The 12740-nt window shown below is 74.7% G+C and carries 13 protein-coding genes; 3 read left to right on the top strand and 10 right to left on the bottom strand.

The features are described from left to right. Position 1: 1 nt before the first annotated feature. From ACIQUR_RS16840 to ACIQUR_RS16830, 3 genes are all read right to left on the bottom strand, one after another. The gene (locus ACIQUR_RS16840; RefSeq protein ID WP_403664641.1) at positions 2-730 is read right to left on the bottom strand and encodes a hypothetical protein; all 729 of its coding nucleotides are present in this window, start codon (positions 728-730) and stop codon (positions 2-4) included. 66 nt (positions 731-796) lie between these two features. Beyond that, on the bottom strand, positions 797-2797 hold the full coding sequence (locus tag ACIQUR_RS16835; protein ID WP_403664639.1) for an FUSC family protein: 2001 nt from the start codon (positions 2795-2797) through the stop codon (positions 797-799). A 53-nt stretch (positions 2798-2850) separates the two neighbouring features. Then, positions 2851-3747, bottom strand: coding sequence for a hypothetical protein (locus tag ACIQUR_RS16830; protein ID WP_403664637.1), 897 nt, complete (start codon positions 3745-3747; stop codon positions 2851-2853). Positions 3748-3886: 139 nt separating this feature from the next. On the opposite strand from ACIQUR_RS16830, the gene ACIQUR_RS16825 reads away from it, so the two are divergent. Further along, positions 3887-4285, top strand: coding sequence for a hypothetical protein (locus tag ACIQUR_RS16825; protein WP_403664635.1), 399 nt, complete (start codon positions 3887-3889; stop codon positions 4283-4285). A 179-nt stretch (positions 4286-4464) separates the two neighbouring features. Here ACIQUR_RS16825 and ACIQUR_RS16820 read toward each other — a convergent pair whose 3' ends face one another. The 3 genes from ACIQUR_RS16820 to ACIQUR_RS16810 form a co-directional block, all read right to left on the bottom strand. Then, entirely contained in the window at positions 4465-4632 is a 168-nt protein-coding gene (locus ACIQUR_RS16820; protein ID WP_403664633.1) for a hypothetical protein, read from the bottom strand. Between the two features lie 59 nt (positions 4633-4691). Next, a complete protein-coding gene (locus tag ACIQUR_RS16815; RefSeq protein WP_403664631.1) occupies positions 4692-5150 on the bottom strand; it encodes a hypothetical protein in 459 nt (152 codons plus the stop codon). A gap of 341 nt (positions 5151-5491) precedes the next feature. Then, complete coding sequence (locus tag ACIQUR_RS16810) at positions 5492-7000, bottom strand: MFS transporter (RefSeq protein WP_403664629.1); 1509 nt, start codon at positions 6998-7000, stop codon at positions 5492-5494. 138 nt (positions 7001-7138) lie between these two features. On the opposite strand from ACIQUR_RS16810, the gene ACIQUR_RS16805 reads away from it, so the two are divergent. Beyond that, a complete protein-coding gene (locus tag ACIQUR_RS16805; protein ID WP_403664627.1) occupies positions 7139-7717 on the top strand; it encodes a helix-turn-helix domain-containing protein in 579 nt (192 codons plus the stop codon). A gap of 18 nt (positions 7718-7735) precedes the next feature. Here the strand turns inward: ACIQUR_RS16805 and ACIQUR_RS16800 are convergent, their stop codons facing one another. The 3 genes from ACIQUR_RS16800 to ACIQUR_RS16790 form a co-directional block, all read right to left on the bottom strand. Beyond that, a complete protein-coding gene (locus tag ACIQUR_RS16800) occupies positions 7736-7912 on the bottom strand; it encodes a hypothetical protein (protein ID WP_399943734.1) in 177 nt (58 codons plus the stop codon). Between the two features lie 187 nt (positions 7913-8099). Continuing rightward, complete coding sequence (locus ACIQUR_RS16795; protein WP_403664625.1) at positions 8100-8885, bottom strand: CbtA family protein; 786 nt, start codon at positions 8883-8885, stop codon at positions 8100-8102. A 20-nt stretch (positions 8886-8905) separates the two neighbouring features. Next, entirely contained in the window at positions 8906-9124 is a 219-nt protein-coding gene (locus ACIQUR_RS16790; protein ID WP_399943729.1) for a CbtB-domain containing protein, read from the bottom strand. A gap of 182 nt (positions 9125-9306) precedes the next feature. Between ACIQUR_RS16790 and ACIQUR_RS16785 the strand changes: the two genes are divergently transcribed. Continuing rightward, positions 9307-9732, top strand: a complete 426-nt coding sequence (locus tag ACIQUR_RS16785; RefSeq protein ID WP_403664623.1) for a histidine phosphatase family protein — start codon at positions 9307-9309, stop codon at positions 9730-9732. 33 nt (positions 9733-9765) lie between these two features. Here ACIQUR_RS16785 and ACIQUR_RS16780 read toward each other — a convergent pair whose 3' ends face one another. Next, positions 9766-12678, bottom strand: a complete 2913-nt coding sequence (locus tag ACIQUR_RS16780; RefSeq protein ID WP_403664621.1) for a HAMP domain-containing protein — start codon at positions 12676-12678, stop codon at positions 9766-9768. Positions 12679-12740: the final 62 nt, after the last annotated feature.

Raw genomic sequence — 12740 nt, 5'->3', positions numbered from 1 at the left:
CTCAGATCTCGCTCGGCGGGCAGGGCGTGGACGCCTCCTTGAGCAGGCGGCACTCGTCGAGGGTCAGCTGGGACAGGGCCATGCTGCCGCTCTCGGGCTCCCAGACGTAGTCGGAGATGGAGACGAGGTCCGGGTTGGAGGTCGGCTCCCGGACGGCGAGGTGCTCGGCGGCGACCTCGACCCCCTCCAGCACCGCGCGCCGGGACAGCACGCGCGTCACCCGGCCGTCCCGGACGGTGTAGACGCGCAGCTCGCTCAGCCGCCCGTCCACGTCCACGGCCGTGATCAGCTCGTCCTTGCCGTCGCCGGTGAGGTCGTGGAAGACCGCCCGGCGCACCGGGCAGCCCTCGTCCGGGTTCCCGCTCTCGGGGCAGAGCGCCAGCCGCTGCACCGCCCGGGGGTCCACCAGCCGTCCGGTGCCCCCGTCCTCCCGGGTCGCTGAGCCGATGTCGGCCCGCACCACCCGCAGCACGTCCGTGCCCCGCATGTCGCCGCCCGGCACCCGCGGCAGGCCCGGCACGGCGGCCGGCCGCCCCGGACGCTCACCGGGGGCCGGGGGCGAGGGGTGGATGTCGGTCCACAGGCTCTCCGGCGCGTGCACCTCCCCGAGGTTGCCCCGGCTGCGGAGCCCGGACTCGTCGGCACATCCCGCCAGGGCCAGGGACAGCGGCACGGCCAGCAGCACGGCCGGAAGCACCGGGCCGAGGACGCGCTCACTGGGGTGCCACATGTTCCGATGGTCCCCCGGCCGCGCGGGCCGGGCGTGGGTGACGGGCCCGTTCGGGGGACCCGGCGCTCAGACCTGGTCCGAGGCGATCGCCCGGGCGGCCACGACCTCCTGGCGGAGCGGTCCCAGCACGCCCTCCTCGTCGGAGTCCTCCGGGCGCGGCCGGACCGGGAGCGCCGCCAGGTCGTCCCGCACCTCCGAGGCCAGCTCCCGCAGGTGTGCGGCGATCCGCTCCACCTCCTCGGGACGGGGCGGTTCGGCCCCGTGGTTGACCCGCACCCGGGCGGCGGTGGTGGCGTCCACGATCCGCTCCACGGCCACCACCAGCGGCCACCAGGCGGCCGCCCGCGTGCCGGCGGGCGGCGGCTCGGTCAGGGCCCGCTGGAACTCCGACCGTACGGAGGACAGGTCGCGGTAGATCCGCCGGCGGGCCTGGATCCGCGCCACCCGGGCGGCCCGCAGCGCCTCCGGGTCGTCGCCGAGGTCCGTACGGAACGACCGCTCGACGTACCGGGCGGCGTCGTCGACCGCGTCGGCCAGCCGGTCGCCGATCCGGGTCCGCCAGCTCTCCGGCCACAGCAGGTAGCCCGCGACCAGGGCGATCGCGCAGCCGATCAGGCTGTCCGTCAGCCGGGGCCTGATCAGGTCGAAGCCCTGGTGGTTGAGCAGGTCGGAGAGCAGCAGGATCACCGGCGTGATGGCGGCGGTCTGGAAGGCGTACCCCTTGGCCGAGAAGGCCGGGATCAGGGCGCCGAGCACCAGCATCACGGGCACGTCCCACCAGCCGCGCGGCACCTCGCCGAGCACCCCCGCGGCCAGCACCAGGCCCACGGCCGTGCCCACGGCGCGCAGCACGGCCCGGGAGAAGACGGAGCCGAAGTCCGGCTTGAGGACGAAGGTGACGGTGAGCGCCACCCAGTACGAGCGCTCCACCTCGACCAGGGAGACCAGGGACTGGGCCAGCCCGATGCACAGGGCGAGCCGCAGCCCGTAGCGCCAGGAGTCGCCGGACAGCATCACGTCCCGCACCGCGTGCCGGGCCCTGGTGCGCAGGGCGGCGGGGCGGCCGAGCCGGTCGTCGACGTGGTACGGGTCGGGGTCGGGGGCGTGCACGATGGCCGCCGCGTGGCGCAGGGCCGACTCGATGGCCCGCTCGGAGGGCCCCGAGGGGGCGGGGAGTCCCAGGTCGAGTTCTCCGGTGCCGGTGCGTTCCTCCTCGACGGCGTCGGCGAGTTCGCGCACCGCGGCCGGGATCTCGGGCGGCAGCGGCCTGCCGCGCTGGTGCGCGACCGGGGCGGCCTCGACCATCGGGATGATCACGTTGAGCTGGGCCAGCATCCGCACCAGCGAGGGACTGCGCCCGTGCACCCGGGCCCGTCGGGCCAGCACCAGGTCGTAGGCGTGGTTCAGGGCCTGGGTGACGGCCTGGCGCCGTTCCTCGTACCCGGGCCCGGGCGTCCCCGCGGCCTCCAGCGCGTCCGCCAGCGCCCGGTACGTCGCCGCCACCGCCGCCCGCTCCGGCGCCCGGCCCCGCACCGGCCACCCCAGCAGGGACAGCAGCAGCACGAACAGGCCGCCCGCGGACAGCAGCACCGGCGCGATCCACCAGGGCCGGGGCATCGCGAGGCCGGCCCCCACCACGGCGTTGAGCAGGAGCAGCAGGCCGGAGACGGAGGCCACCTGGCCGATCGACGAGATCATCCCGGAGACCAGCGCGACCAGCGTCAGGACGGCCACCGCCAGCCAGCCGTGCCCGTAGACCAGGGTGCCGAGCGCGACGCCCACCGCGCCGAACAGCTGCGGTACGGCGATGTTGTAGACCCGCATCCGGTAGGCGTCCGCGGTGTCGGCCATCACCCCGGACAGGGCGCCCATCGAGACCAGCGCGCCGTACTCGGGCTCGTCCAGCGCGAATCCGACGGCCAGCGGGACGGCCAGGGCGACGGCCGCCCGGACGACGGCCGCCCAGGGGATGGGGGCGGAGCTGGGCCGCAGCCCCTCCAGCAGCCAGGAGGGCGGGGCCAGGGCGTGGGGTGTGGAGCGTTCGGGCCGTGCCTGTTCCGTGCTCATTCCGCTTCCGTAGCGCAGCTCGCGAATCGTTCCTTCTCTCAACACAACCGAGCTTATGGGGTATGCGGGACCCTTCCGGACACCCTTGGGAAAATCCGTCCCCGCTCCCGGGAGGGCAGCCGCCCGGACAGCCAGGCCCCGAGCGCGAGGACCAGCCCGGCCCCCAGCACCACCCAGGCGCCGGTCCGCAGAAAGGCCGTCAGCGCGTCGTACACCACTCCCGCGGCCGCCCGGTCGACGTCGGCCGGCAGGTCGTCCAGGGTCAGCCGGCGGCACACGGACACGGCCCCCGCCAGCAGGAGGCCGCCGGCCGCGAGACCGGTCCCGGCCGCCACGAGCAGGGCCCGGCGCCGCCGGGCGAGGACGACCGCGGCGCCGAGCAGCAGCAGGGTGACGGCGGGGAGCCGGACTCCGGCGTCCTGGAGCACGTGGAAGCCCTTCCTGAGCGTGCCGAGGTTCTCGTACTCCATGACCGTGACCGCGGTGCGGGCGACCGGGATGCGGTCGACGAACGGCACCCCGTCGGCCGTGAGGTCCGCCTTCACCTCCGCGACGACCGGCGCGAGGTCGACGGTGACGGTGTCGCCCGTGCCCCCGTCGAGGGCGTCCGTGAAGGCGGTGTGCGCGGCCCGGTTGGCCGCGTTCCACGCCGTGCGGAACGCCTCGGTGCCGACGAAGGAGGAGGTCGCCTCGCCCAGCAGCCGTTCCGCGCCGGCCTCGACGGGCCCCGCGTCGATCTGCCGGGCCAGCGCCGAAGCGGCTCCCCGGGCCACGGCGCCGCGTACCGCGCCGTCGTCCGCGAGCGGGGCCATGACGACGACGTACTCCTCCTCGTCGCCGAGCACCCGGTCCGCCCAGACCGCCACGGCGCCCAGCGGTACGAGCACGGCGAGCAGCGCGATCACCACCGCGCTCCACACCGCCCGCACCGCCGTCGCCCGAGTCCGCACGGCACCAGGGAACGCCGGCCCCGGGCGTGGCGCGACCGGGGCTGCTGCGCACGGGTGACGGAGATCCACTTGCCGGTCCCGGGGCGCGGGTGTGCCCTTGAGGGTGGGGGAGGCCGGGGGCCGGCGAAAGGAGCCCGCGATGGCACATGCCGCACCCAGCGCCGCCAGGCGGCACATGGGCACGATGAGTGAGATCCACACCGGGACCTGGCTGGGTCCGCTGCTGTGCGGTCTCGTGTACGGGATCTACGCAGCGTTCATGAAGCGCGACACGGGTCCCGTGGACGCGGCCAACGTCTTCTACGGGATCCTGTGCGGGGTCCTGTTCGCCGGCCTGATGTTCCTGCTGCTCAGGTACGGCGGGAACGTGATGCGGGAGGTCCGGGCCGGCCTGTGGTTCGCGTTCGCCGGCATCTCGACCGGCTACCTCTACAGCCTCACCGGCGACAGCATCTGGCGCACGGTCGTGATCGCTCTGGCGGTGGCCCTCGGCGTCGGCGTCGGCGCCTTCTACTGGTTCTACCAGCACGAGCCGTAAGCCCGTACTTTCGGCCGCCCGGGTCGGGACGAAAGCCCGATGCCCCGGCCGGCCCGCCCGGCGCAGCATGGTTGCAGGCGCCGGTTCCCGCGCCCCGTGGTCGAACCTCACACATGACCACTCTCCGTTGCCGAGGGCGCGGGAACCGGCGCTCTTTGCTGCCGGTTCCCGCGTACGGGTCAGTCCTGCGGCGCGGTCCCGCGCTCCCCCGGGTCCCGGCGGGTCCCGGCCGCGGGGCGCGGCTCGGGCTCGGGGGAGGTTCCGGCGGGGGCCGGCGGCCGGGGCGTGGAGCGGGCGGCTTCCGCGCGCAGCATGGCGTTGAGCGCCGCGAAGGGGTCGAAGGGCATGGCGGACGTCCTCACGGTGTGGGGGGTGACGGGGGTACTCGCTTCCGACGCCGGTGCCGTCAGCAGCGCAGGACCACGCACCTCACCGTGAGCAGGGATCCGCCGGGCCCGGACACGGACGACCGCGCGCCGAGCGGGCCGCCGGCCGGCGGCTCCGGGGCGGCGGTGCCGCCGGGCGTCCGGCCGGCGGGCGCCCTCGGCTCCGTACCGCGTGCGGACTGGCGCACCGCGACGCGGAGTTCCGTGTCCCAGGGCACCGGCTCGCCGGAACCCTCGCCGGGACCGCCGGGACCGCCGGGTGTACCGGGGGCCTCGGCCGGGGCCGGGGCGGCGGGCGGTGCCGGGGCGGCCGGTGCCGCCGGTGCCGCCGGTGCCGCGGGACCCGAGGGAACCGCGGGAGCCCCCGGGCACGAGCCGGCGGGGGCGGCGGTGGCGGGGGTGCCGCCGCCGAGCAGCGCGAGCAGCACGAGGCAGACCGCCACCACGGCCTTCGTCAGCGCGTACCGCGTCCCGCTCATGCACAGGAGCTTCCCGCGCCGCTCGGCTCCCGTGCCCGACGTGGCCCGGAAACCCCCGATGGGGGGACGGGACGCGTCCGGTTGGGCAGCTGCCGGCGGCGGCCAGGGGGCGCCGCGGCCGGCCGACGCGGCCCGAGACGAGGGGATCCGGGCCCGTCCGCCACCACCCGCCGGAACAGCGGACGTTGGCCGTGTCGCCCGGAGCGGGCCGGCAGGGGCCGGGTGCGCCACCGCAGTGGGGGCCACCCGCGGCCGCCCGGCGCGACGGGCCCGTCACCTGCGGCCGTTCGGGTGATCGGGCTCCCGCGCCGCGGCCGGGCGTGTCGCGCGGGCCGGCGGGTTCACCGCGGCCGGCGGGCCGTCGTGTACGCCAGGCCGAGCAGCAGGGCCCCGCAGGCGGTGACCAGGGCCCAGCCGGGGCGCGAGGCCGCGGCCAGTCCGGCAGGGGCGGCGGACGCCACCAGACCGCCCGCGACCGCGACGCCGACCGCGGAACCCAGCTGGCGCGCGGTGGACGTGATCGCGCCGGCCACCCCCGCCCGGTCCGGCGGCAGACCGCTCACCGCGGTGTTGGTGATCGGGGCGTTGGCGAAGCCGAAGCCGGTGCCGACCAGCCCGTACGCCACCAGCAGCGGCGGCACCCCGGCGCCGTCCGGCAGCACCGCCAGGCACAGCCCGCCGGCCGCGAGGAAGCCGCCGGCCAGCGCGAGCGGCAGCCGGGGCCCCCGGCGCCCGGTCAGCCGGCCCGACAGGGGCGCGCACACGGTCGCCCCCAGCGCCATGGGCAGCGTCGCCGCCCCCGCGGCCGTCGGCGTCCACCCCCGCGCCCCCTGGAGGTACAGGGTGGTCAGCAGCAGCGCCACGCCCAAGGCGGTGAACACCGCCACCGCCCCCAGCACCGCGCCCGCGAACACCGGCCGCCGGAAGAGCGCCAGGTCCACCAACGGCTCCGGCCGCCGGGACGCCACCCGTACGAAGGCGGCCCCGGCCCCGGCGGCCAGCACGTACAGCCCCAGGACCACAGGGGAGGTCCAGCCGAGGTGAGGCCCCTCGATCAGGGCGCCGACCACCGCCCCGACCAGCAGGACCAGCAGCACCTGCCCCAAGAGGTCGGGCCGCCGGGCCCGCGCCGCCCGCGACTCCGGCACGAAGAACACGCTCAGCAGCAGCGCCACCGCGACCACCGGGGCGTTCACCCAGAACACCGCACGCCAGCCGAGCGCTTCGACGAGCGCACCGCCCGTGACGGGCCCCGCGGCCATGCTGAGCCCGAACACCGAGGCCCACACGCCGATGGCCTGCGCCCGCTCCCTCGGGTCGGGCATCGCGTTCACCACGATCGCGAGCGCCACCGGACTGAGCATCGACGCGCCGACACCCTGCACCGCACGGCCCGCGACCAGCAGCCCGGCCGAGGGGGCCGCCGCGCACAGCAGCGAGGCGGCGCCGAAGACGGTGAGCCCGAGCCGGAACACCCGGCGGCGGCCGAACCGGTCCGCCAGCGCGCCGGAGGAGATCAGCAGGCTCGCCAGTACGAGGGTGTAGGCGTCCACGGTCCATTCGAGGCCCCGGGTGTCCATCGCCAGGCCCGCGCCGATCGCCGGCAGGCCCACGTTGACGATGGTGGTGTCCAGGCCCACCAGGAACATGCTCAGGCAGCAGACCGCCAGCACGGTCCACCGGCCGCGCCTGCCCAGGACCGGCCCGGCGGCTGCGGCCGGGGCGCCGGGCGCGGGCGCGGGCGCGGGGGAGGGGGAGGGGGCGGGGGCCCCGGGCGCCGCGGCCTCGGCCGCCGCGGTCACCGGCCCGGGCGTGGGCCCGCTCGCGGGCCCGGAAGGATGGGTCGTCATGGCTGCGCTCCGCCTCTCGGCTCCGGGTTCGTCGTCCGCCCGCCAGGCTCCGCCCGGACGGCCGCACCCGCCGAGCCGCTTTGCGGAAACCGCAAAGCCACCCCGGCCGGCCGGCCGGACGGCCCCCACAATGGGGCCGTGGACGAGGAGCTTGAGCGGGTACTCGACGGCATCGGCCCCCGGCTGCGCACCCTGCGCCGGGACCGCGGGCTGACCCTGGAGGCGCTCGCCGCGACGACCGGGCTCTCGGTGAGCACGCTCTCCCGGCTGGAGTCCGGGAAGCGGCGCCCCACCCTCGACCTGCTGATCCCGCTCGCCCGGGCCCACCGCGTGGCGCTCGACCAGCTGGTGGCCGCGCCGGCCAGCGGCGACCCCCGGGTGCACCTGCGCCCGCTGCGCCGCGGCTCGGGCAGCGTCCTGGTGCCGCTCACCCAGTACCCGGGCCGGGTGCAGGTGTTCAAGCAGGTGCTGGCCCCCCGGGAGCCGAAGCTGGTGACGCACGACGGCTACGAGTGGCTGTACGTCCTGGCGGGGGAGCTGCGGCTGGTCCTGGGCGGCGCCGAGTTCACGCTGCGGCCCGGCGAGGTGGCGGAGTTCGACACGGGGGAGCCGCACTGGTTCGGCCCGGCGGGCCGGGAGGCGGTGGAGATCCTGCACCTGTTCGGTCCGCGGGGCGACCAGGCCGTCGTACGCACCGCACCGCACACGGCGGGCTGACCGACCCGCCCGGTGCCTCTACGTGCTGACCATGAAACCCAGGACCACGGCGTGCGCGCCCAGCACCAGCGCGGCCAGGTGCAGCCCGGCGTGGCCGTAGTCGTGGAAGACCAGCTGGCGTACGAGTCCGCCCAGCGCGGCCAGGGTGGTGATGATCGCTATCTGCGGAACCAGCAGCACGTGCAGGAAGGGCACGAGCCCCAGCAATAACGCGTTGAGCCAGAACGGCGCGGAGCCCGTCCAGCCGTACCAGTACCAGACCCGCTGTCGCGTGACAGGTTCGTTCACGGCGCCGCCCCCCGGATAACTCGCCCTTGTGACAGGGCCGTTGTACCCGAAGGGGCAGCGTGTGAAGTAGTCCTGAGGAGGCAGAAAGAGATCCTCAGGCGGCAGTTGCGGCGGAATCGCCGGCGGAGGTCCCGGCCGGGACGGCCGGCGCGGGCTCCAGCACCCGCTCGGCGAGGATGCCGAAGACCACGCCGAAGGCGGCCCACAGCGTGGCCTGGATCGCCAGGGAGGCGAGCCTGAACTGCCAGATCAGGGTGGCCGGGAAGTCCGCGGGCACCTCGTTGACGGCGGGCAGGAACGCGTACGCCAGGGAGATCGCGGCCACGAAGAACACGCCCGCGGCGACGGAGGCGTTCCAGTTGCCGAGCCCGGGTGCCAGCCGGCGCCCCAGGATCACCGCACCGGCCGACAGCAGCACGCTCAGCGCGATCATCAGCAGGTAGAGCACGGTGCGCTTCCCGGCGGTGTCGGGGTCGCCGACGGCCGGGGGGTTGGCGGGGTACTTGAAGAACGGCACGAGCGTCACGGCCACGAAGGCCCCGGCCGTCACCAGCGCGGCGGTCGCCCGCGCCCCGAACCGCCCGATGCGGCCCAGGACGAAGCAGAAGACCAGCGCCGCGATGCCGCCCAGCGCCACGCCGTAGAGCACGACCCCGGTGGCCAGGCCGGCCGTGGACTGCAGGGCGCGGCTGACGACCTCCTCGGCGTGCTCGTGGGCGTGGCCGGCCGCCGCCGCGTGGGCGCCGGCCTCCTCGATGGCGATGGCGGCGTCGACCTTCGACTCGCCGAGGAAGTACGAGACCAGCATCGCGAGCACGCCCGCCACCAGCCCCGCCAGCATTCCGCGGACCAGCAGGGCCCGTACGGAGACAGAGTTCACGATCGGTTCCTCGCCGTGGATCAGTGGCAGGGGAAGCCGAGCAGGTGGCGGCCGTCGTGCAGCCACTCGTGGATGGTCTCGCCCTGCATGACGGAGGTGGCGCCCTGCTCGGCACCGACGAAGTAGAGCAGGACCAGCATCACGACGCCGAAGAAGACGGCCCAAGGGGCCAGCGTCTTCAGCGAGATGGGGGCGATGGGGGCGACTTCGGTCGTCGCGGGCACGGCGGTCTGAGCCATGGCAGTACCTCCAGAGGGAACACGCGTCCCGGTCAGTGGTGCACTCAACGACGGCTACGGGTCTGACTTGCCCCGCCCGGGGGAGGGGGTTCACAGTGGCGCGACCGTGCCGGATTCTCACCGGTGCTTCCGTCATACCGTCGTCATGTCGTCCGAGACCGTACCGCGTTTATGCTCCGCTTATGAACCCCCCATCGGTACGAGTTCGCCTGGTCACCCCGCCCCTGGACGGCGACGCGGGCCGGGGGCGGTTCGGCGCCGGAGGCGCGTTCGGACTCCGTACGGGGGCCTGGGCCGGCCGCACGCTGGACGAGGTGGCCGCCGAGGACCCGGCCGCCGTGCACCGCTGGCTCACCGACCCGGCGTACGCGCCGCCCGGCGGCGAATCCGTCGTGGAACTGGTCGCCCGCGCCGGGGAGTGGCTGGCCGGACTGGCACCGGGGCCGCACCGCGTGCAGGCCGAGCAGGCCTTCGTACGCGCGGCCGTCGTGCACGCCCTCGGTCTGCCGCCGGCGGTCTTCTGGCGGCTGGACGCGCGCCCCGGCACCACCACGGAACTCAGCGGCCGCGCGGGCCGCTGGAACCTCAGGCTGGGCTCGGCGGGATAGGGACCTCGGGCTCGGTCCGGCGGGGGAGGGACCTCAGTCCACCGCCAGCCAGGTCCGCACGGCGGCCAGCAGCCGCTCCGGGTCCACCGGCTTGGTCACGTAGTCGGTGGCCCCGGCGGCCAGGGCCTCGTCCCGGTCGTCCGGCATGGCCTTGGCCGTCACGACCACGACCGGCACCGTGGCGAACTCGGGCATCGCGCGGATCGCGCGGGTGGCGGCGTACCCGTCGAGCCCGGCCATCATCAGGTCCATCACCACGAGCTCCACCTCCCGGTGGGCGGTCAGCAGCTCGATGCCGGCCTCGCCGTTGCCCGAGCTGAGCACCTCCATCCCGGCACCGCGCAGGATCTCGGTGAGCGCGAAGACGTTGCGCGGGTCGTCGTCGATGACCAGCACGGTGCGTCCCGCCAGGGTCGCCGCGCCGGTCTCGTCGCCCGCGTCCTCGGCCGCCGTGCCGGACTCGTCGGGTGCCCACTCCGCGGCGTCCCTGCCGATGCGCATCGGCAGGTACAGGGTGAACCTGCTGCCCTCGCCCTCGGTGCTCCGTACGGTGATCGCACCGCCGAGCAGCACCGCCACCTCGCGGCTGATGGTGAGGCCGAGCCCGGTGCCGCCGTAGTGCCGGGCGATGGTGCCGTCGCCCTGCTGGAAGGCGCCGAAGACCGAGTCGAGCCGGTCCTGGGGGATGCCGATGCCGGTGTCGGTGACCGTGAACGCGAGGAGGGGGCCGGCGCCGCGCAGCTCCGCCGGGACCACGTCGGGGTCCGTGACCTCGACGCCGAGTTCGACACCGCCGGTCTCGGTGAACTTGAGGGCGTTGGAGACCAGGTTGCGCAGCACCTGGCGGACCCGGGACTCGTCGGTGACCAGCTCGTCGGGGACGTCGTTCGCGGCCAGGACGCGGAAGTCGAGGCCGCGTTCGTCGGCCACCGGGCGGAAGGTGGCGTCGACGTAGTCGAGCAGGCGGCGCAGCGAGACGGGCTCGGGGTGCACGTCCATCTTGCCGGCCTCGACCTTCGACAGGTCCAGGATGTCGTTGATCAGCTGGAGCAGGTCGGAACCGGCGGAGTGGATCACGGTGGCATAGTCGACCTGCTTCTCCGTGAGGTTGCCGTCGGGGTTCTGGGCGAGCAACTGGGCCAGGATCAGCAGGCTGTTGAGCGGGGTGCGCAGTTCGTGGCTCATGTTGGCCAGGAACTCGGACTTGTACATCGAGGTGCGGGAGAGCTGCTGGGCGCGTTCCTCCAGCTCCTGGCGGGCCTGCTCGATCTCCAGGTTCTTGCGCTCGATGTCGCGGTTGCGGTCGGCCAGCAGGGCCGCCTTCTCCTTCAGTTCGGCGTTGCTGCGCTGGAGTTCGCCCTGGCGGACCTGGAGTTCCTGGGAACGGGCGCGGAGTTCGACGGTGAGGCGCTGGGAGCGGTCGAGGAGCTCGTCGGTGCGGGCGTTGGCGATCAGGGAGCTCACGTTGACCGCGGCCAGCTCGGCGAACTGCTCCAGGAAGTCGCGGTGCACCGGGCTCCAGGGCCGCAGCGCGGCCAGCTCCAGCGCGCCCAGCACCTGGTCCTCGCCCACGATGGGCAGCACGATCAGGGTGGTCGGGTCGATGGCGCCGGTGCCGGAGGCGACGGTGGCGTAGCCGGGCGGTACGTCGTCCACGACGAGCGGTCTGCGGTCGAGCGCGGCCTGTCCGACCAGCGACTGGCCCGGCAGGAAGCGGCGGGGACCGGCCGCGGGGTCGTCGGGCAGGCCGTACGAGGCGATGGCGACCAGCTCGGTGCCCGCGGGGCCCTGCTGGGCGAGGAAGAAGCTGCCGTACTGGGCGGAGACCAGCGGCGGCACCTCCCGCATGATCAGCTCGGCGACGGCGGGGAGGTCCCGCAGGCCCTGGATCTGGTTGGACACCCGGGCGAGGCTGGTCTTGAGCCAGTCCTGCTCCTCGTTGGCGCGGGTGGTCGCGCGGAGCGACTCGACCATGGCGTTGATGTTGTCCTTCAGCTCGCCGACCTCGCCCGGGGCCTCCACGGCGATGGACCGGGTCAGGTCGCCCTCGGCGACGGCGCTGGTGACCTCGGCGATGGCGCGGACCTGGCGGGTGAGGTTGCCGGCCAGCTCGTTCACGTTCTCGGTCAGCCGCCGCCAGGTGCCGGAGACGTCCGCGACCTCGGCCTGGCCGCCCAGCCGCCCCTCGCTGCCGACCTCGCGGGCGACCCGGGTGACCTCGGCGGCGAAGGAGGACAGCTGGTCGACCATGGTGTTGATGGTGGTCTTGAGCTCCAGGATCTCGCCGCGGGCGTCGACGTCGATCTTCTTCGTCAGGTCGCCCTGCGCGACCGCGGTGGTGACCTGCGCGATGTTGCGCACCTGGTTGGTCAGGTTGGTCGCCATCGAGTTCACGTTGTCGGTGAGGTCCTTCCAGGTCCCCGAGACCCCGTGGACGGTGGCCTGGCCGCCGAGGTTGCCCTCCGTGCCGACCTCGCGGGCGACGCGGGTGACCTCCTCGGCGAACGCCGACAGCCGCTCGACCATCGTGTTGATGGTCTCCTTCAGCTCCAGGATCTCGCCGCTGGCCTGCACGCGGATCTTCTGGGTGAGGTCGCCGCGGGCCACGGCCTGGGCGATCTGCGAGATGTTGCGGACCTGGGAGGTCAGGTTGTCGGCCATGCTGTTGACGCCGGTGGTCAGCTCGCGCCAGACGCCGCCGGCCCGCGGTACGTGGGCGTGCCCGCCGAGCAGGCCCTGGCCGCCGACCTCCTGTGCCACCCGGGTGACCTCGCTGGTGACGAGGGAGAGCTGGCCGACCATGCCGTTGTAGACGGCCGCGATCTCGCCGGGCAGCCCCGGCACGTCCTCGGACAGCCGGACGGAGAAGTCGCCGTCGCGGACGGCTGTCAGCCCGGCCAGCAGCTCTTCCAGCGCGCGATCCGATTCAGCCATGAATGACCTCATTTGACGTCGACTGTTCCACTTTGTCACGAGAAGGGGTCGGTGGCCCGTACGCCGGGTATAAA

Origin of the sequence: Streptomyces sp. NPDC101132 (assembly GCF_044759225.1) — a bacterium.
Lineage (GTDB): Bacteria > Actinomycetota > Actinomycetes > Streptomycetales > Streptomycetaceae > Streptomyces.
This window is presented reverse-complemented; position numbering and strand designations above follow the sequence as displayed.